General features: G+C 65.3%; 17 protein-coding genes. 7 read left to right on the top strand and 10 right to left on the bottom strand.

The window, feature by feature from the left end:
- Positions 1–20 precede the first annotated feature (20 nt).
- The 4 genes from AB0N24_RS05810 to AB0N24_RS05795 all read left to right on the top strand — a co-directional run bounded on the left by AB0N24_RS05810 (position 21) and on the right by AB0N24_RS05795 (position 4,365).
- On the top strand, positions 21–1,676 hold the full coding sequence (locus AB0N24_RS05810) for a DNA repair helicase XPB (protein ID WP_364121694.1): 1,656 nt from the start codon (positions 21–23) through the stop codon (positions 1,674–1,676).
- Positions 1,677–1,757: 81 nt separating this feature from the next.
- Positions 1,758–2,468, top strand: a complete 711-nt coding sequence (locus AB0N24_RS05805) for a response regulator transcription factor (RefSeq protein ID WP_104173653.1) — start codon at positions 1,758–1,760, stop codon at positions 2,466–2,468.
- 2 nt (positions 2,469–2,470) lie between these two features.
- Entirely contained in the window at positions 2,471–3,961 is a 1,491-nt protein-coding gene (locus AB0N24_RS05800) for a HAMP domain-containing sensor histidine kinase (RefSeq protein WP_364121691.1), read from the top strand.
- Between the two features lie 116 nt (positions 3,962–4,077).
- Positions 4,078–4,365 carry a WXG100 family type VII secretion target gene (locus AB0N24_RS05795; RefSeq protein WP_104173654.1) on the top strand — a complete coding sequence of 96 codons (288 nt, stop codon included), beginning with the start codon at positions 4,078–4,080 and terminating at the stop codon, positions 4,363–4,365.
- A gap of 84 nt (positions 4,366–4,449) precedes the next feature.
- Here AB0N24_RS05795 and AB0N24_RS05790 read toward each other — a convergent pair whose 3' ends face one another.
- The 6 genes from AB0N24_RS05790 to AB0N24_RS05765 all read right to left on the bottom strand — a co-directional run bounded on the left by AB0N24_RS05790 (position 4,450) and on the right by AB0N24_RS05765 (position 10,299).
- Positions 4,450–5,472: a ribonuclease HI family protein gene (locus AB0N24_RS05790; RefSeq protein ID WP_364121689.1), complete on the bottom strand. Its 1,023-nt coding sequence runs from the start codon at positions 5,470–5,472 to the stop codon at positions 4,450–4,452.
- A 210-nt stretch (positions 5,473–5,682) separates the two neighbouring features.
- On the bottom strand, positions 5,683–7,311 hold the full coding sequence (gene groL / locus AB0N24_RS05785) for a chaperonin GroEL (protein ID WP_104173656.1): 1,629 nt from the start codon (positions 7,309–7,311) through the stop codon (positions 5,683–5,685).
- A gap of 296 nt (positions 7,312–7,607) precedes the next feature.
- Complete coding sequence (locus AB0N24_RS05780; RefSeq protein WP_364121686.1) at positions 7,608–8,942, bottom strand: ABC transporter substrate-binding protein; 1,335 nt, start codon at positions 8,940–8,942, stop codon at positions 7,608–7,610.
- Positions 8,942–9,145, bottom strand: a complete 204-nt coding sequence (locus AB0N24_RS05775; protein WP_309977048.1) for a cold-shock protein — start codon at positions 9,143–9,145, stop codon at positions 8,942–8,944. Before AB0N24_RS05775 ends, AB0N24_RS05780 begins: the two co-directional genes overlap by 1 nt.
- A gap of 169 nt (positions 9,146–9,314) precedes the next feature.
- Entirely contained in the window at positions 9,315–9,962 is a 648-nt protein-coding gene (locus AB0N24_RS05770; RefSeq protein ID WP_364121683.1) for a LytR C-terminal domain-containing protein, read from the bottom strand.
- Between the two features lie 49 nt (positions 9,963–10,011).
- The gene (locus AB0N24_RS05765; protein ID WP_364122374.1) at positions 10,012–10,299 is read right to left on the bottom strand and encodes a DUF3263 domain-containing protein; all 288 of its coding nucleotides are present in this window, start codon (positions 10,297–10,299) and stop codon (positions 10,012–10,014) included.
- Between the two features lie 206 nt (positions 10,300–10,505).
- On the opposite strand from AB0N24_RS05765, the gene AB0N24_RS05760 reads away from it, so the two are divergent.
- Together AB0N24_RS05760 and AB0N24_RS05755 are read left to right on the top strand one after the other, a co-directional pair.
- On the top strand, positions 10,506–11,276 hold the full coding sequence (locus AB0N24_RS05760) for a uracil-DNA glycosylase (RefSeq protein ID WP_364121680.1): 771 nt from the start codon (positions 10,506–10,508) through the stop codon (positions 11,274–11,276).
- Positions 11,277–11,291: 15 nt separating this feature from the next.
- Positions 11,292–12,131 (top strand): siderophore-interacting protein, encoded by an 840-nt coding sequence (locus AB0N24_RS05755; RefSeq protein ID WP_364121677.1) that lies wholly within the window; start codon positions 11,292–11,294, stop codon positions 12,129–12,131.
- Between the two features lie 58 nt (positions 12,132–12,189).
- On the opposite strand, the gene AB0N24_RS05750 is transcribed toward AB0N24_RS05755, so the two are convergent.
- The 3 genes from AB0N24_RS05750 to AB0N24_RS05740 all read right to left on the bottom strand — a co-directional run bounded on the left by AB0N24_RS05750 (position 12,190) and on the right by AB0N24_RS05740 (position 15,734).
- Positions 12,190–13,686, bottom strand: a complete 1,497-nt coding sequence (locus AB0N24_RS05750; RefSeq protein ID WP_364121675.1) for a threonine/serine exporter family protein — start codon at positions 13,684–13,686, stop codon at positions 12,190–12,192.
- A gap of 32 nt (positions 13,687–13,718) precedes the next feature.
- A complete protein-coding gene (locus AB0N24_RS05745; RefSeq protein WP_364121672.1) occupies positions 13,719–14,792 on the bottom strand; it encodes a peptidoglycan bridge formation glycyltransferase FemA/FemB family protein in 1,074 nt (357 codons plus the stop codon).
- 120 nt (positions 14,793–14,912) lie between these two features.
- Positions 14,913–15,734, bottom strand: a complete 822-nt coding sequence (locus AB0N24_RS05740; protein WP_364121669.1) for a DNA/RNA non-specific endonuclease — start codon at positions 15,732–15,734, stop codon at positions 14,913–14,915.
- 136 nt (positions 15,735–15,870) lie between these two features.
- Here AB0N24_RS05740 and AB0N24_RS05735 point away from each other — a divergent pair, with 136 nt between their 5' ends.
- Positions 15,871–16,437, top strand: coding sequence for a TspO/MBR family protein (locus tag AB0N24_RS05735; protein ID WP_364121666.1), 567 nt, complete (start codon positions 15,871–15,873; stop codon positions 16,435–16,437).
- 1 nt (position 16,438) lies between these two features.
- On the opposite strand, the gene AB0N24_RS05730 is transcribed toward AB0N24_RS05735, so the two are convergent.
- Positions 16,439–16,735, bottom strand: a 297-nt coding sequence (locus tag AB0N24_RS05730) for an L-serine ammonia-lyase, iron-sulfur-dependent, subunit alpha (protein ID WP_364121663.1), incomplete at its 5' end; no start/stop codon positions are given.

Raw genomic sequence — 16,735 nt, 5'->3', positions numbered from 1 at the left:
AGCCTTCGGGCGTTGGCGCCGTGAACGACGGCCCCCTGATTGTCCAGAGCGACAAAACCATCCTGCTCGAAGTGGACCATGAGCAGGCAACGGAGGCCAGGCACGCCATCGCCGCCTTCGCCGAGCTTGAGCGCGCGCCGGAGCACGTGCACAGCTACCGGCTCACTCCCCTGGGCCTGTGGAACGCCCGCGCAGCAGGGCTGGATGCTGAACGGGTGCTGGACACCCTCCTGAAGTATTCACGTTTTCCCGTCCCGCATTCCCTGCTCATCGACATCGAAGAAACCATGTCCCGGTACGGCCGGCTGCGGTTGGAAAAGGATCCGCAGCACGGACTGGTGATGCGGACCAGCGATTACCCCGTGCTCGAGGAAGTCTGCCGTGCCAAGAAGATCCAGCCGTTGCTGGGCCCGCGCATCGACGGCGAAACCGTGGTGGTCCATTCCTCGCAGCGGGGGCAGCTAAAGCAGTTGCTCCTCAAGATCGGCTGGCCCGCAGAGGACCTCGCCGGCTACGTGGACGGCACGCCCCACCCCATCATGCTCAATGAAACCGGCTGGAAGCTCCGGCCGTACCAGAAGCTGGCCACGGAGAACTTCTGGGCCGGCGGCAGCGGAGTGGTGGTGCTCCCCTGTGGCGCGGGCAAAACGCTGGTGGGCGCGGCGGCCATGGCCATCAGTTCCACCACGGTGTTGATCCTCGTGACCAACACCGTGTCCGCCCGGCAATGGAAGGACGAGCTCATCAAGCGGACGTCGCTGACGGCGGACGAAATCGGCGAGTACTCCGGCTCGGTCAAGGAAGTCCGCCCGGTCACGATTGCGACGTACCAGGTCCTCACGACGAAACGCGGCGGGCTCTATCCCCACCTGGAACTGGTGGACGGCCACGACTGGGGCCTGATCATCTACGACGAGGTCCACCTGCTGCCGGCACCCATCTTCCGGATGACCGCGGACCTGCAGGCCCGGCGGCGGCTGGGCCTGACGGCCACCCTGGTGCGCGAGGACGGCCGCGAGGGCGAAGTCTTCAGCCTGATCGGCCCCAAGCGCTACGACGCCCCGTGGAAGGACATCGAGGCCCAGGGCTACATCGCGCCGGCGGACTGCGTGGAAGTCAGGGTGGACCTGCCGCACGACGAACGTGTTGCGTACGCCATGGCTGAAGACGCCGACAAGTACAGGCTGTGCGCCACCTCCGAAACCAAGTCCGATGTGGTGGAACAGCTGGTGGCGCAGCACCGGGGTGAGCAGCTGCTGGTGATCGGTCAGTACATTGACCAGCTGGACGAACTGGGCGAACGACTGCAGGCCCCGGTCATCAAAGGCGACACGTCCGTGAAGGAACGCCAGAAGCTGTTCGACGCGTTCCGGGCGGGCGAGGTGCACACCCTGGTGGTTTCCAAGGTGGCCAACTTTTCCATTGACCTTCCCGAGGCCTCGGTCGCCATCCAGGTGTCCGGCTCCTTCGGTTCCCGGCAGGAGGAAGCCCAGCGCCTGGGCCGCCTGCTGCGCCCCAAACAGGACGGCCGCGCGGCGCGGTTCTATTCACTGGTGGCACGGGACACGCTCGACCAGGACTTCGCAGCGAAGCGCCAGCGGTTCCTGGCGGAGCAGGGCTATGCCTACCGGATCATGGATGCCAAGGACGTTGGGCGGAATCCCACAGCCACCTGAGCGGACCTCCCAAGGCCGGACCCATGGGACACACAACATTCATTCAGAAAACTCCCAGATTCTGGGAGCATCATGGGAGATATGAAAAAGAACGGTCCCGAAGCCAAGCTGCTCGTCGTCGATGATGAACCAAACATCCGCGAGTTGCTCTCCACGTCGCTGAGGTTCGCCGGCTTCGAGGTCGTCTCGGCCGGCAACGGACGCGATGCCCTCGCCGCCGCCGAGCTCCACTCCCCCGACCTTGCGGTCCTTGACGTCATGCTGCCCGACATGGACGGCTTCACGGTGACCCGCCGGCTGCGGGCCGCCGGCAAGCACTTCCCCGTCCTCTTCCTCACCGCCAAGGATGACACCGAAGACAAAGTCACCGGACTCACGGTCGGCGGCGACGACTATGTCACCAAACCCTTCAGCCTGGACGAGGTGGTGGCCCGGATCCGCGCCGTACTCCGGCGCACCCAGCCAATGATTGACGACGACGCCGTGATCCGGGTGGACGACCTGGAGCTCGACGACGACGCCCACGAGGTGCGGCGTGGCGGGACAGTCATTGAGCTCTCGCCCACCGAGTTCAAGCTCCTGCGATACCTCATGCTGAACCCGAACCGGGTCCTGTCCAAGTCCCAGATCCTGGACCATGTGTGGGAATACGACTTCAACGGCGACGCCTCGATCGTGGAGTCCTACATCTCCTACTTGCGCCGCAAGGTTGACATCGACCCCGATGCCCCCGCCCTCATCCAGACCAAGCGCGGGGTGGGCTACGTACTGCGGACAGCCGAGAAGCGCTGACCTTGCTACACCGTTGGAAGTCGGCCTCACTGCGTTCCCAGCTGGTGGCCATCATGATGGCGCTGATGCTGGTGGCACTCGCCGTGACCGGTTCCGGCACGCTCACGCTCCTGCACAGCTACCTGCAGGGGCAGGTGGACGACAAGCTCAAGGTCGCCGTCAACTCCGTTAAGCAGCAGCAATCCTTCAGCCAGTTGCAGGAACAGAACCCGAATATCCCCACGGATTATTCCCTCATGCTCCTGCGCCCGGACCAGGACCCCTTCCCGTTCGGCGGCAGCAAGGACTCCCACCCGGACATCGACAGCCTGTCCCCGGCGGATGCCAAGAGGCTCGACCTCGACCCGTTCCAGGTCCGCGGAACCGACGGGCGCAACTGGCGCGTGGTGGCGCTGAACGTGCTGGACGGCAACCAGCGCAACGCCGTCGTGATTATCGGGCTGCCGCTGGCCCCCGTGGACTCCGTCGTGGAACACGCTGCGCTGGTGGTGATCGGGGTGGGCTTCCTGACGCTGGTTCTTGCCTTCTTCATTGCCACCTGGACGGTGTCCAGGTCCTTCCTCCCGTTGACGCGGGTCGAAAAGACAGCAGCCGCCATCGCTGCGGGTGACCTGTCGCGCCGCGTCGATGTGGAGAATCCCGCCACGGAAGTGGGCCGGCTGGGCGGCTCGCTCAACGCGATGCTCAGCCACATTGAGTCAGCCTTCGCAGCCCGGATGGCCTCGGAAGAGCGGATGCGCCGCTTTGCTGCTGACGCTTCGCATGAGCTTCGCACTCCCCTCGTGACGATCCGGGGGTTCTCCGAGCTCTACCGCCAGGGTGCCCTGACCAAGGAAGAGGACGTGGCCACCGCGATGGGGCGGATCGAGAGCGAGGCCAAGCGGATGGGCTCCATGGTGGAGGACCTGCTGCTCCTGGCCCGGCTGGACGAGCAGCGCCCCCTGCAGCAAAAGCCCGTGGACCTGCTGCTCCTGGCCAACGACGCCGTGGTGGACACCCAGGCCAGCGACCGGGACCGGAACATAGCACTGACCGGCCTCGACGGCGGGCCGCCGTCTCCGGCGCCGGTGCTGGGCGATGAGGCGAAGCTCCGCCAGGTGGTGGGAAACCTGGTGGGCAACGCCCTGCGCTATACCCCGGCAGGAACGCCCCTTGAACTCGCGGTGGGCGTACGGACCGGCGATACCGGCCAACGCCACTCTGTCATCGAGGTGCGCGACCATGGCCCCGGGATCTCCGAGGACGAGGCTCCGCGGATCTTCGAGCGTTTCTACCGGGCGGACACCTCGCGGACCCGCGAAACAGGCGGCAGCGGCCTGGGTCTGGCCATCGTGGCGGCCATCGTGGGCTCCCACTCCGGCTACGTCCGGGTGGAACAGACCGACGGCGGCGGTGCCACCATGGTTGTCAGCCTTCCGTTCCAGGACGAATCAGCAGACTATGCAGACAGTAACCGCGACGGCGGCGACGGCGGCGAGGTTGTCCACATATAGGCAGTGGTTGTAGCGCGGTTTTCCGCCCACTTCCTAGGCTCGACGTAGCGGTCCCGACACCCAGGGCCGTCCGCAGGCTTGAACAAGCGTGCGCACTGCGTCGAAGGGCAATAACCATGAGCATCATCTCTGTTGATACCGAACTGCTCCAGCTCAAGTCAGCGAACGTCAAGGCCACGGTGGACCGCATCAGCGCGGACGTCCAGGCGATGAAGCGCGGGCTGGATGAACTGCAGGGCACCTGGCGCGGATCCGCTGCCACCAACTTCCAGGCGCTGATCACGGAGTGGACCCTCACCCAGGGCAAAGTCGAGGCTTCCCTCGCCTCCATCAACCTGGCCCTCACCTCGGCGGCCGCCACCTACGCCCAGGCCGAGCAGGGCAATGCCCAGCGGTTTAGCTAAACCGGACAGACGATGTGTGCTGCCCACTCCTTGGGCCAACCTGTTTGGCGGATGTGCGGCCGGGCTGCACCGCCGGGCCGCGGCTTACGCTTCCGGTGTTCCCTGGTGGAAGCGCAGGCGCCACTGGGATCCGTCGAGGACCCAGAGCGAACTGCGGAGCGAGGATCCCGCCCTTCCCTTGCTGCGGTAGGTCAACAGGACTGCCTCAGCTCCGACCCGATCGGCACCGATCAGGTCCAGTTCAGCTCCGCCGCCGGGGTTTTCCTCGAGCGCCATCATCATTGAATCCCGCGTCCACAGCCGCCCTGACGTGCCGATCTCCGTGAACTCCGGGTGCAGCAGCACTCCTGTACGCCCGATGTCGGCGCGGGTGTCGGGGCGGAGCAGCTCCCGTTCCTGTGCCTCCACGATGGCCTCAGGGGCTGCTTCCGGCCCGGCCGGCGCGGCGAAGGGATCCGCTTCCAGCTCACTGAAAAGGTCAGGCTCGCTGAAAAGGTCCGGCTGATTGCTGCGTCCCGGCGGGGTGAGGAGCTCCTGCTGCACTGGCGCCTTGAGGGCGGCGGCTGCGGGGGCTCCGCCCGATGCACGGTCTGTTCCACCGCCGGCTCCCGTGCGCGGCCGGGAGGCCGCTTCCTCGTCCCCGCGCACGAAGCCCGGCCCCGACCGCACTGCAACGCCCTGCTGATAGGCGGTCGCGGCGGCCCTGGCGCGGTCGTCAGCAGCTTCGTTCAGGTCATGGCCGGCGTGACCCCGCACCCATTCAAAGCGGTACTTGCGTCCTGCAAGCGACTGGTCGATTTCGCGAAGGATCTCCACGTTCAGCACGGGTTTGCCGTCCGCCTTGCGCCAGCCCTTGCGCTTCCACCCCGGCATCCATTTGGTCACCGAGTTGATCACGTATTGGCTGTCGCACAGGATGTGCAGTTCCTCGTCCGGAAGGTGCGCTGTGCAGCGGAAAAGATCCAGCACAGCCATCAGCTCGCCCTGGTTGTTTGTACCGTGCGGCCAGCCGCCCGCCCGCCAGCAGTCATCGTTCACGTACCAGGCCCATCCGGCCGGACCGGGATTTCCTAAAGCCGAACCGTCGGCCGCTGCAGTAATCGTCACCGCACTATCCTGCCAGACCGGCCCGACATTGTGGTTCTCCGCAGCATGAACCAGTTCAGTGGGCGCGGGTTCAGTACCCGCCTAGCGGGACTGTAAGCGGTCGCCTCCAGCCGTCCGTGCCGACTCGACTTGGGCCGGCAAACGCAAAGTGCGGCCCCCTCGAATCGAGGGAGCCGCACTTAGTGTGTGCGTCAGGCGCGGTTGGACAGGTTAGAAACCGCCCATGCCGCCCATCTCGTCGCCGCCACCCATGGCCGGAGCGTTCTTCTCCGGCTTGTCGGCCACTACGGCCTCGGTGGTGAGGAACAGGCCCGCGATGGAAGCGGCGTTCTGCAGTGCAGAGCGCGTTACCTTGACGGGGTCGTTGATGCCGGCAGCCAGCAGGTCAACGTACTGTCCGGTTGCAGCGTTCAGGCCGTGGCCTGCAGGCAGGCCGCGGACCTTGTCCACAACAACGCCCGGCTCAAGGCCGGCGTTGAATGCGATCTGCTTCAGCGGTGCGTCGATGGCAACGCGGACGATGTTCGCGCCCGTTGCCTCGTCGCCTTCGAGCTGAAGGTTGGCGAATGCCTTAGCGCCGGCCTGGATGAGGGCTACGCCACCACCGGCAACGATGCCTTCTTCAACAGCAGCCTTGGCGTTGCGGACAGCGTCCTCAATGCGGTGCTTGCGTTCCTTGAGCTCAACTTCGGTAGCGGCACCGGCCTTGATGACTGCAACGCCGCCAGCCAGCTTGGCCAGGCGCTCCTGCAGCTTCTCGCGGTCGTAGTCGGAATCGGAGTTCTCGATCTCGGCGCGGATCTGGGAAACGCGGCCGGCGATCTGATCTGCGTCGCCTGCACCCTCGACGATGGTCGTCTCGTCCTTGGTGACAACAACCTTGCGTGCCTTGCCCAGGAGTTCGAGGCCGGCGGTCTCAAGCTTGAGGCCGACTTCCTCGGAGATGACCTGGCCACCGGTGAGGATGGCGATGTCCGCGAGCTGCGCCTTGCGGCGGTCGCCGAAACCCGGAGCCTTGACGGCGACGGACTTGAAGGTGCCACGGATCTTGTTGACGATCAGGGTGGCCAGGGCCTCGCCCTCGATGTCTTCGGCAATGATCAGCAGCGGCTTGCTGGACTGCATGACCTTTTCGAGGACAGCAACCAGTTCCTTGACGTTGGAGATCTTGGAGTTGACGATCAGGATGTACGGATCCTCGAGGACCGTTTCCTGGCGCTCAGCGTCGGTGACGAAGTAAGCGGAGATGTAGCCCTTGTCGAAGCGCATGCCTTCGGTGAGCTCAAGCTCGAGGCCGAAGGTGTTGGACTCCTCGACGGTGATAACACCTTCCTTGCCAACCTTGTCCAGCGCTTCAGCGATCAGCGCGCCGATTTCGTCGTCACCGGCGGAGATGGATGCCGTAGCGGCAATCTCTTCCTTGGTTTCGATTTCCTTGGCGGAAGCGAGCAGCTCGATGGTGACGGCTTCAACAGCCTTCTCGATGCCGCGCTTCAGGGACAGCGGGTCAGCGCCGGCTGCGACGTTGCGCAGGCCTTCCTTGACCAGGGCCTGTGCCAGCACGGTTGCCGTGGTGGTGCCGTCGCCAGCGACGTCGTCCGTCTTCTTGGCAACTTCCTTGACCAGCTCGGCGCCGATCTTCTCGTAGGGATCGTCCAGCTCGATCTCCTTGGCGATGGAAACACCATCGTTGGTGATCGTGGGGGCGCCCCACTTCTTTTCGAGGACGACGTTGCGTCCACGCGGGCCGAGGGTGACCTTGACGGCGTCGGCGAGGATGTTCAGGCCCCGCTCAAGGCCGCGGCGTGCCTCTTCATCAAATGCAATGATCTTGGCCATAACGGCAGTAGTCCTTTCGGGACAGTCGTTAAGAATGAACCTTCGCTGCGGCGCCCGCGACGGACGACCCTTCACCGTCGGCCTCTGTATGCCGCGCGGATGGGATCTCACCCCAGCAAGGTATTTCTTTCGCTCCTTAGTCCTTCCCGCTTACTCCACAACCGGCCGGAACCGGGCGTCGATTTAGCAGTCAGTCCGTGGGAGTGCTAAGTCAATAATTAGCACTCCCCCGGGGAGAGTGCAAGCAGAGACTGCGGGAAATGGCGCGCCTGCGGCCCCCGCTACGCTAGGAGCGATCAGCCGCCGGCGCGGGCGGCAGTTTCGCTGCCGGTCATCCTGGCCTTGTTGTCCGCGGAATAAGTGAACACCATGTAGTTGGCCGAGGTCACGTCCCCGTTGGCATCGAAGCCGATCCGGCCGGACTCGCCGTCGTAATCCGCGGGCTTTCCGGCCTTGATGGCGTCGGCGCATTCCTTGTAGTTTTTGCACACCGCGGCCGCGTCCTCCCCCGAAGCTGCGGACGGCACTGTTCCGCCGGACTTCGCACTCCCGCCGGAGACGGCAATCAGCCCCGCGGCAATGGAGGATCCGGCATCGTCCTGGGCCGCGGCCGCGGCGATGGCCGCCAGGTTCACCGCGTCGTAAGTTTCCGCGGCAAACGTCATGTCCTTGAGCCCGGGATCCACCGCCACGAGCTCGCCCTGGAAGTGCGCCGACGGGAAGACGCCCGGAAGGATCCCGCGGGCGCCGTCGAGGGCCTTGGACCCGAGGGCGGAGCCGTACTGGTTGATGGCGCCGTCGCTGAGGATGAGCTTTTTGCCGGCCAGACCTTTGTTGTTGAGTTCTGCAATGGCGCCCTGGGCACCGGTGCGGGCCACCAGGATAACGGCGTCCGGGCCGGCGGCCTTGGCGGCCGTGGCCGCCTGTTGTGCCTGGCCAGGCGTGAATTCAGCATCTGCGACGGTGCCAAGGCCGGCCGCCTTGGCGGCGGCTGAGACTGCCACGGAGACGTCCTTGCCGTAGCTGCCTTCCTCGTGCAGGACCGCTATGGTCCTGGCCCCGCCGTCCTTGGCGAGTTTGACCAGGACGGGAGCCTGGGCCACGTCGGCTGCTGACGTGCGGAAGTAGTACCCGCCGCTCCGGTACCGGGAGAGGCCATGCGCGGCATTCGCCGGGGAAATGACAGCCACTTTGGCGCGTGCCAGGACATCAATCGCGCCCGGCGCGCGGCTTGAGTCGGTGGGACCGATGACTACATCAGCCTTCGCCGCCACGAGTTCCTTGGCCTGAGCCGTTGTGTCCTCGCTGATTTTCTCCGGGAGCAGTTCCACCGGCCGCCCCTTGTGGCCCCCTGCGGCGTTGATCTCCTCGACGGCGAGCTTGGCCGCTGCGAGCTGCGAGGAGTTCAGGAACGACTGCTTTCCCGTGTTGTCCAGGATCAGGCCGATCCGCAGCGTCCCGTCACCGCCGGCATCGACCGCGTCGACACGGGCGTTTCCGGTCTGGCCGGAGCAGCCGGCCAGCACCAGTGCCGTGCCTGCGGCAATCACCACAGCGGCGGCGAACCGCAGCCGCGCAACGCCGGAGCGGACGGGAACCGTTGTGCCATGCACCGGCGCGGAAGGAAGCATCAGGCCGGCCGGACGTTTTCTGCCTGGGGACCCTTTTCGCCTTCGCCCACTTCGAACTGCACCCGCTGCCCTTCGTCCAGGGCCCGGTAGCCCTCGCCCTCGATGGCCGACCAGTGGACGAAGACGTCGTCGCCGGAGCCGTCAACGGTGACGAAGCCATAGCCTTTTTCGGCGTTGAACCATTTGACGGTTCCCAATGCCATGATGCCCACTCTTTCCGGTTGCTTCTGTTCGGCCCACGTCACTGTGCGCCGTCGGGACGGTCCGCGCGTTGCGGCGCGGCATCCGGAATCACTCTAGCTATTGCCGTTGCCGGGCGCAGGACCGCGGCCTGCGAGCCTCCAATAGTTATTCAGGCGTAACCGAATTCCCCTACTGGAAGCCGGGCCCGAGGACCACCACGACAGGCTGCTGGAATTCAGCGGAGTCCACGAGCGAGGTGATGTTGAGGAGTTCGCCCAAGGCCTCGGCGTTGGCTTTTTGCTCAGCCCCGCTGTAGTAAATCACGGAGGATTTCTGCGGCATTCCGCCCCAGTTGCCCACCGGTCCGAGTGTCCAGCCGTCCGCCGAAACGGTGTTGCTCACCCGGCCCGCAAGCCCTGCAGTCGCGGTCCCGTTGTAGACCGCCACGGGCTGGGACTTGTCAACAGCCGGTGCGTCGTCCTCGGGAGCGGTGGATGGAGTGCCGGTGGTGGGGAGCACTTCACCGGCGGAGGGAGTCGTGCTTGGATCCGCGCTGGGCTCGGCGCTCTGGGATGCTGTCTGCGACGCCTCAGCGGAGGAGGAAGCGGAAGGACTTTCCTGGGCGGACCCTGCCGCCATGAGCGGGCTGCCGGTGGGGGCGAATCCCAGTTTAGGCAGGAACAGGAAGGCAACCAGGCCGATGGCGAGAGCCACAACGCCGACTGCCAGAATGGGTCCCAGCCGGCGCCGGGGAGCATCGGAAGCGACCCGGTGGACACCCTGTCGTGAGGAGGTCTCCGGGACCTTGTCGAATTCATCCCGAGCGTATTTGGTCATGGTAAAACGATGTCCTTGCTGGTACTTGCTGATTTCTCAGCCCTGACTCTTACGCGTCTGAGCCCAAACGGCGCGCCGTGCGTGCCCGTTGGCGTGACGTACGTAGTCTACGCAATCTCTTCACGAGCATGGGGTCGTGGGCGAGGGCGTCCTCGGTATCAATCAGCGAGTTGAGGATCTGGTAATAGTGGGTGGCCGAGAGGTCGAACAGCTCCCGGATGGCTTGCTCCTTTGCCCCGGCATACTTCCACCACTGCCGCTCCAGCCCCAGCATTTGCTGGTCCCGCTCACTCAGCCGTGAGCCCGGCTGCAGGGCGGGCAGGAGGTCCAGGGTCACCGCGGTTTGGCTGCCGGTGTCCGCAAGTGACAGATCATCGCGCACTGGTTCGGCCACGGCAAACTCCTTCACTTGATCCGGATAAAGTCTCTTTCCATGGTACGGGCGAATAACACGCGTGTCATTTACGCAGTGTGACGCGCCGCCGTGAGGCTGGCGGGACCCATTCACCGGCTCCTGGAACCCATCACTGCGAGAATAGACTCGTGTTTGATTCTGAAGCTTTATTCGAGCTGGAGCCGGCTGCGGGCGCGGGTTTGGGGTTCGCCGAGATGGCGCGGATGCCGTTGGCGGAACTGGTGGCTCCCGACTGGGCCGCGGCGCTTGCCGCTGTCGAAGCAGAACTGCGCAGCGTCCTGAAGTTCCTGGCAGCAGAAGTGGCGGCCGGGCACCCGGTGCTTCCGGCGCCGTCGAACGTCCTGCGCGCCTTTCGGCGACCGCTTGCTGACGTCAGGGTGCTCATCGTGGGCCAGGACCCGTACCCGACCCCTGGCCACCCCATCGGGCTGTCCTTCGCAGTTGACGGGCACACCCGGCCCATTCCGCGCAGCCTGGCGAACATCTACAAGGAACTTGAAGCCGACCTGGGCCTGCCGGCCCGTATCCACGGTGACCTGTCACGGTGGGCGGAGCAGGGGGTACTCCTGCTGAACCGCGTCCTTACAGTCCGCGCTGGCGCGGCGGGATCCCACCGCGGCAAAGGGTGGGAGCCCATTACAACGGCGGCCATTGCCGCCCTTGCCGGACGGCGCTCTGCCGACGGCGGCCCTGTGCCCTTAGTGGCCGTCCTGTGGGGCAAAGATGCCGAGAACGTCCGGCCCCTGCTGGGGAACGCACATGTGCTGGCCAGCGCCCATCCCAGCCCCTTGTCAGCCTCGCGCGGATTCTTCGGTTCCCGGCCGTTCAGCCAAGCCAACGAAACGCTCCGGTCATTGGGTTCGGAGCCGGTGGACTGGGAGCTTCCCCCAGTTACTTAGCCTAGGCTTACTTACATGACTTCACTGCCCGCAACCACTTCAGCCAGCCGAAAATCGCGTCCCCAGACGAATCTCACGGTCCTCAGGCGCGAGGAACTCTCGCCCCACATGGTGCGGATCGTGGCCGGCGGCGAGGGCTTCTCCAGCTACGTGAACAACGATTACGTCGACCGTTACGTGAAGATCGCCTTTCCCCAGCCCGACGTCGAATACCCGCTCCCCCTGGACCTCTGGGCGGTCCGGGAATCCATGCCGCGTGAACAGTGGCCGCACACCCGGACGTACACGGTTCGCTGGGTTGATGAAGAAAACCGTGAGCTGGCCATCGACTTTGTGATCCACGGCGACGAGGGCCTGGCGGGGCCCTGGGCGGCCAAAGCCCAGCCCGGCGACAGCCTGGTGTTCACCGGGCCGGGCGGTGGCTACAACCCCGACCCTGCTGCCGACTGGCACCTCTTCGCCGGAGACGAGGCCGCCCTCCCTGCAATTGCAGCCGCCATCGAGTCGTTGCCGGCGGAGGCCCGTGGCCTGGCGTTCCTGGAGGTGGACAGCGACGCCGAGATCCAGCCGATAGCGGCACCGGCCGGGCTGCAGATCCGGTGGCTGCCGCGTGACGGCGTCCCTGCCGGAAGCAGCGAACTGCTGATCAACGCCGTACGGGATGCCGAGTGGCCTGGCGGCCGGGTGCAGGTATTCGCCCACGGCGAGCGCGGCTACATGAAGTCCCTCCGGGAGGTCCTCTTCCGTGAGCGGGGCCTGGAACGCGGGCAGGTATCGCTTTCCGGGTACTGGGCCTGCGGGCGAGTGGAGGACGACTTCCAGGCTGAAAAGAAGCTCCCCATCGGCCAGATCTAGCGGACCGATCCAGCGGACCGCGGGCGGGAACTGATCCGGAAGCGGAGGCTGTGCCCGGCTAGCGGCGGCGGGCGCGCCGGCGTTCGTTGCTGGCCAGGCTGCGGGTCAGCGGACGGGCCAAGGTATCGCCCAGGACGATCCCGGCGGCAACGCCGAGAACGATCGCCCCTGCGTTCAGCATGCCCCCGGCGCCCAGCAGGATATCCGACTCTTCGATCGTCAATACATACATGGACCGGAATATGGTGAGTCCCGGCAACAGGATCAGTGCGGCGGGGACGGCAACCACCAGCTGCGGGGCGCCCATCCGGAGTGCCACCACCCGGCCGAGCAAGCCGATGACGACGGCGGCCAGGGCCGGCGAAAAGCGCGGCCCGATTCCCAGTGCCTCTCCACCGATGAGGACCAGATAGCCGATGACACCCACGGCCGCCGTGGGGAGGAGAAGCTTCCAGGTTGTCTGTTCGGTGATCCCGATCGCGACGACGGCGATGGCAACGAAGACTCCAATTGCCCACCACGGGTACGCCGGAGGGAAGGTTTTGGTGACGTCGATCGGCTCCATGCCGGTCTTTGCGACCACCACGAAGCCGACGGCGATGCCGGTCACGAGGGCGCCGAAGGTCAGGATGGTCGACAGGAAACGGCCGGCCGCGGTGACCGGGAAGCCGTTGATGGCATCCTGTACCGACGAGACGAGCCTTCCGGTCGGAAGCAGCAGCAGGATGCCGCCGACCACCACGATCTCGGGGGCGATCTGTATCCCCACCGGGCTGCCGAAACGCGACACGAGCAGGGCGATGAAGGTGACCAGGAACGCGCACGATGCGGTAATAAAGAAGTCCGGTGTGCGCCAGCGGCTCAGCCGCCGGGCCAGGAAGCTGACCAGCAGGTTGGAGACGAAGGCAACCGCGGAGGCTCCGAGCCCGCCACCGAGCACGCCGACGAAGACGGCGGCGAACACTGCGAACGCGACCGTAACCATCCACCGCGGAAATGGCTTGGAGCTCCGGACGATGTCGTCCAGCCGGCGTACTGCTTCGTCGCGGCCCACACCGCCGGCCACAATCTCCGTGACCAGCTGGTGCACCTGGGCCAGGCCCGCGTAGTTGTTGGTCCAGGACCGTACCACCCGCAGCAGGGTGATGGGTGTCTGGTCCTTGGGGGCGTAGTTGATGGCCACCGATTGGTTGGTGATGTCCACTTCGATGTGCTTCAGGCCCAGGGCGGCGGTAATAGCGATGATGCTGGTCTCCACTTCCAGGGCACCAGCGCCGTACCGGAACATGGACTCGGCCAGGTGGAGCGCGAAGTCGATGGTCTTGCGCGCGGACGTGTCCACTCCCCCCACCTGGATCATGGGGTTGGCGTACGGACTGCCCGCAAGCCTGTCCACGATGCTCATAGGGGCCGTGGGCGGGTTTTCGCCATGTACCAGCCTCCGCAGCATGCGCTTTGCCGCGGCGTTCTGCTGTACCTGGGACGCGGTGAGTGGTTCGGTCGGGGGCAGCGCCCCCGTCGGCGGCCTGCGGCGACCGTCCGGTGCTTTGGTCATTGCGGCCTCCTCAAGGGCATCACAAAGGGTTTCTAGTAGAACTGCTGGCCTGTTCGCCGGGTGTACAGCTGGCGCGCGACGCGTTCGCCGGCGGCCAGCCAGGCCTTGTATTTCAGCGGGCCGATCACCTGGTCGTAGCATCCCACGAAGTCGGTGACCGTCTTGCTGAAACTCGTCTTGAACAGCCCCAGCCCGTGGAACGGGTTGGAGGTGTCCTTGAGTCTGTCGCTTGGCGGCGTTCCGCAAAAGTCGTATTCCGTGCAGCCGAGTTCCTTGACCTGGTTGATCGCCGTCCATTGGACCAGGTGTGAGTCGCCGTACTGGCTGCGCTTCTGCAGCGAACCGCCGTCCTTGTACGTCCCCTTCCGGCCGTAGTTGATCACGAAGGCGCCCACGGAGGGGACCCCGTTCTCGTAGACGAACAGCAGCCGGCCCTGGCCGCGCTCAATGAAGTTGGTCCAGAACTTCCGGTAGTACTCGTATTCCCGGACCCTGACCTGCGACTTCGCTTCCACCGTGGTGGTCATGAGGGCGTACATGGCCCTGAAGTTCTCCTCGGTGGCCTCCGCGTTGTGGACTTCCACACCCTCCCGGATGGCCCGGCGGACGGCGTTGCGCCCCCTGGAATGCAGGTTTCGCAGCAACTGGTTCTCGTCCGGCGCGATGTCGAGCAGCGCGGTGGAGTCGTTCGGCTGCAGGTTGTGGGTCTTGACCAGGCCCGCGCCCTCGATCACCCGTTTGGCATCCTCGGAGAGGATGATGTCAGGCTCGATCTTGATGGCGAAGACGCCGAGCTTTGCCCGCTTAACGAACTCGGCGTTTGCGGCGGCGATTCCCGGGATGTCCTCCACTGCTGCCACGTCCGGCCCCTTGATGAGATACCAGAGCTTGCCGAGGACCGGGAAGGACTTCTCCAGCACCAGGTTGTAGCTCGTGTAGTCGGCAGTTTCGTAGACCAGGTGGAGGGGCTTCCAGCCGAAGTGCTGCTTGACCTGGGCAAAAGCCTCAGACTGCAGCAGGTTTCCGCCGTTCGGGTTCGCAGTGACGTGGGTGTCCCAGTTGGCGACCTCCTCGGCGGAGGCAAAGCGGGCGGTGAATTCTCGCAAGTGCGCGGTGTCCAATCTTTGCAGGCAGGGCTTCGGCTGCATGCCGGGCATGCAATCCACAAGTCTATCGGCCCTGCCTCGGAAGACACTGACCGGGCACCCTCCCCCCCGGCCGCGTCCTCAGAGCCGGATCTGCTCCATGGATTCGAGCCGTAACGCCATGGGTTCCTTGCCCCGGGAGCGCTGGCTTTTGACGAGCCGGTCCGCGTTTTCGAGCCGGGAAAGGCTCAGCCCGGTCAGCTCGGCGATATGCCGCACCGGGACCTGAAAGGTGCGGAACGGGCCAAGCGGCGGTGGTTCGTCCGCCAGAAGCCGTTCCCGGATAGCCTTCTTGAGCTCCAATTTCCCCAGCAGCGGCGACTGGTCCAGCAGGAATCCCGCTGCAGCAAGTTTGCCGTCCATGGTCCAGGCAGCGACCTTCCAGAACTTCCTGGGAATCTGGACGCCGCGGTAGGGCAGGTCGTCCTCCTCCAGGACGGGCCCGGTGAAGACGCTGAGCTTGGCGTCGTTGAGGTCGGCATGGTTGAGCACGTGGTCCTCCAGCCCGACCCACAGTTCCTTGCCCTGGTTGAAGTCGTCAACCTGGGGTGCGGCGTTGGTGAAGGCGAAAGTGTCCTGGTTGGCTGCCTTGGCCGTGGTCGTGTCGCCCCAGACGGGATCCAGCCGCCGCACGAGATGGCCGCGGTCGAATGCGTTGTTCTTGTAAACGTCCGGCCCTGCCTGCTGCTCCTTCGGAACCCGCGAATCAAAATGCCAGGTTCCTTCGCGGGCCAGCGGCACAAGCTCGCGTCCGTTGATGTTCACCCCGACGACGGCGGCCAGTTTGCGCGCGGCACGCAGCCGGACCGAAAAGTGGATGTAGTCAAGCAGAACCGTTGCTGCCGGCGGGCTAGGCAGCTCAAGGCGTGCCCGTAAGAAGTCCCGGTCATATCCCCCAGTCATAGCTCCATAGTGGCACTGCCCCCTGACTGTGAACAGAGTCAGGGGGCAGAGCGGGTGGAGGGGGAAACCCAGTGCCTACGTGGCCGGTGCCGGTCCGGCGCTTGACGCGGCACTCCGGACTGGCAAGGGTTGAAGGATGCAGGCTCACCGCGAACAGTCCATGGCCGGTCCCGGCGCGTCCGTCCGCGGGTCCGGGTCCGGCCTCGAAAGCCACAGCGCCGGCGTTCAGGTGCTCGGACTGGCGGTGTTCCTGGCTGCTTCCGCACTGGTGTCCTGGCTGGGTGCCATCGCCACGCTGAACAATGTGAACGGCTGGTACGTCGCCGCGGACAAGGCCCCGTGGTCACCGCCCAACTGGGTATTCGGCCCGGTCTGGACGCTGCTCTACACTGCCATGGCAGTGGCTGCGTGGCTCGTCTGGCGCCGCCGTGCTGAACGCTCCACACCTGCGTTGGTTGCCTACGGAATCCAGCTGCTGCTGAACCTGCTGTGGACGCCGGTGTTCTTCGGCCTCTATCCGGTGATGGGCACGGCGGCGCTCTGGCTCGGCTTCGCCGTCATCATCGCCCTGATAGTAGCTGTGACCGTAACCGTCCTGTTCTTCGGCCCCATCAGCCGTGCCGCGGGCCTCCTGCTGTTGCCCTACGTCTCCTGGCTGGTGTTCGCCGCCAGCCTGAACTTGTGGGCTGCACTATACAACTGAGTCAGCATTCCACGACGTTGACGGCGAGGCCGCCCATGGCGGTTTCTTTGTATTTGGAGCTCATGTCCTTGCCGGTTTCGCGCATGGTGACGATGACTTCGTCGAGGGAGACCCGGTGTGTGCCGTCGCCCCAGAGGGCCATTTTGGCGGCGTTGATGGCCTTCGCGGCGGCGATGGCGTTGCGTTCGATGCAGGGGATCTGCACGAGCCCGCCGATCGGGTCGCAGGTCAGGCCGAGGTTGTGTTCCATCGCGATTTCCGCGGCGTTTTCCACCTGCTGCGGGGTCCCGCCCATGAC

The organism is Arthrobacter sp. NPDC093128 (assembly GCF_040683875.1).
Taxonomy (GTDB): Bacteria; Actinomycetota; Actinomycetes; order Actinomycetales; family Micrococcaceae; genus Arthrobacter.
This window is presented reverse-complemented; position numbering and strand designations above follow the sequence as displayed.

What these genes read in the sequence shown, in the direction of transcription:
- AB0N24_RS05775 (WP_309977048.1), bottom strand. Translation starts at nt 9,145, where the DNA reads ATGGCATTGGGAACCGTCAAATGGTTCAACGCCGAAAAAGGCTATGGC.
- AB0N24_RS05780 (WP_364121686.1), bottom strand. Translation starts at nt 8,942, where the DNA reads ATGCTTCCTTCCGCGCCGGTGCATGGCACAACGGTTCCCGTCCGCTCC.
- AB0N24_RS05735 (WP_364121666.1), top strand. Translation starts at nt 15,871, where the DNA reads ATGCAGGCTCACCGCGAACAGTCCATGGCCGGTCCCGGCGCGTCCGTC.
- AB0N24_RS05770 (WP_364121683.1), bottom strand. Translation starts at nt 9,962, where the DNA reads ATGACCAAATACGCTCGGGATGAATTCGACAAGGTCCCGGAGACCTCC.
- AB0N24_RS05750 (WP_364121675.1), bottom strand. Translation starts at nt 13,686, where the DNA reads ATGACCAAAGCACCGGACGGTCGCCGCAGGCCGCCGACGGGGGCGCTG.
- groL (WP_104173656.1), bottom strand. Translation starts at nt 7,311, where the DNA reads ATGGCCAAGATCATTGCATTTGATGAAGAGGCACGCCGCGGCCTTGAG.
- AB0N24_RS05755 (WP_364121677.1), top strand. Translation starts at nt 11,292, where the DNA reads ATGACTTCACTGCCCGCAACCACTTCAGCCAGCCGAAAATCGCGTCCC.
- AB0N24_RS05805 (WP_104173653.1), top strand. Translation starts at nt 1,758, where the DNA reads ATGAAAAAGAACGGTCCCGAAGCCAAGCTGCTCGTCGTCGATGATGAA.
- AB0N24_RS05795 (WP_104173654.1), top strand. Translation starts at nt 4,078, where the DNA reads ATGAGCATCATCTCTGTTGATACCGAACTGCTCCAGCTCAAGTCAGCG.
- AB0N24_RS05740 (WP_364121669.1), bottom strand. Translation starts at nt 15,734, where the DNA reads ATGACTGGGGGATATGACCGGGACTTCTTACGGGCACGCCTTGAGCTG.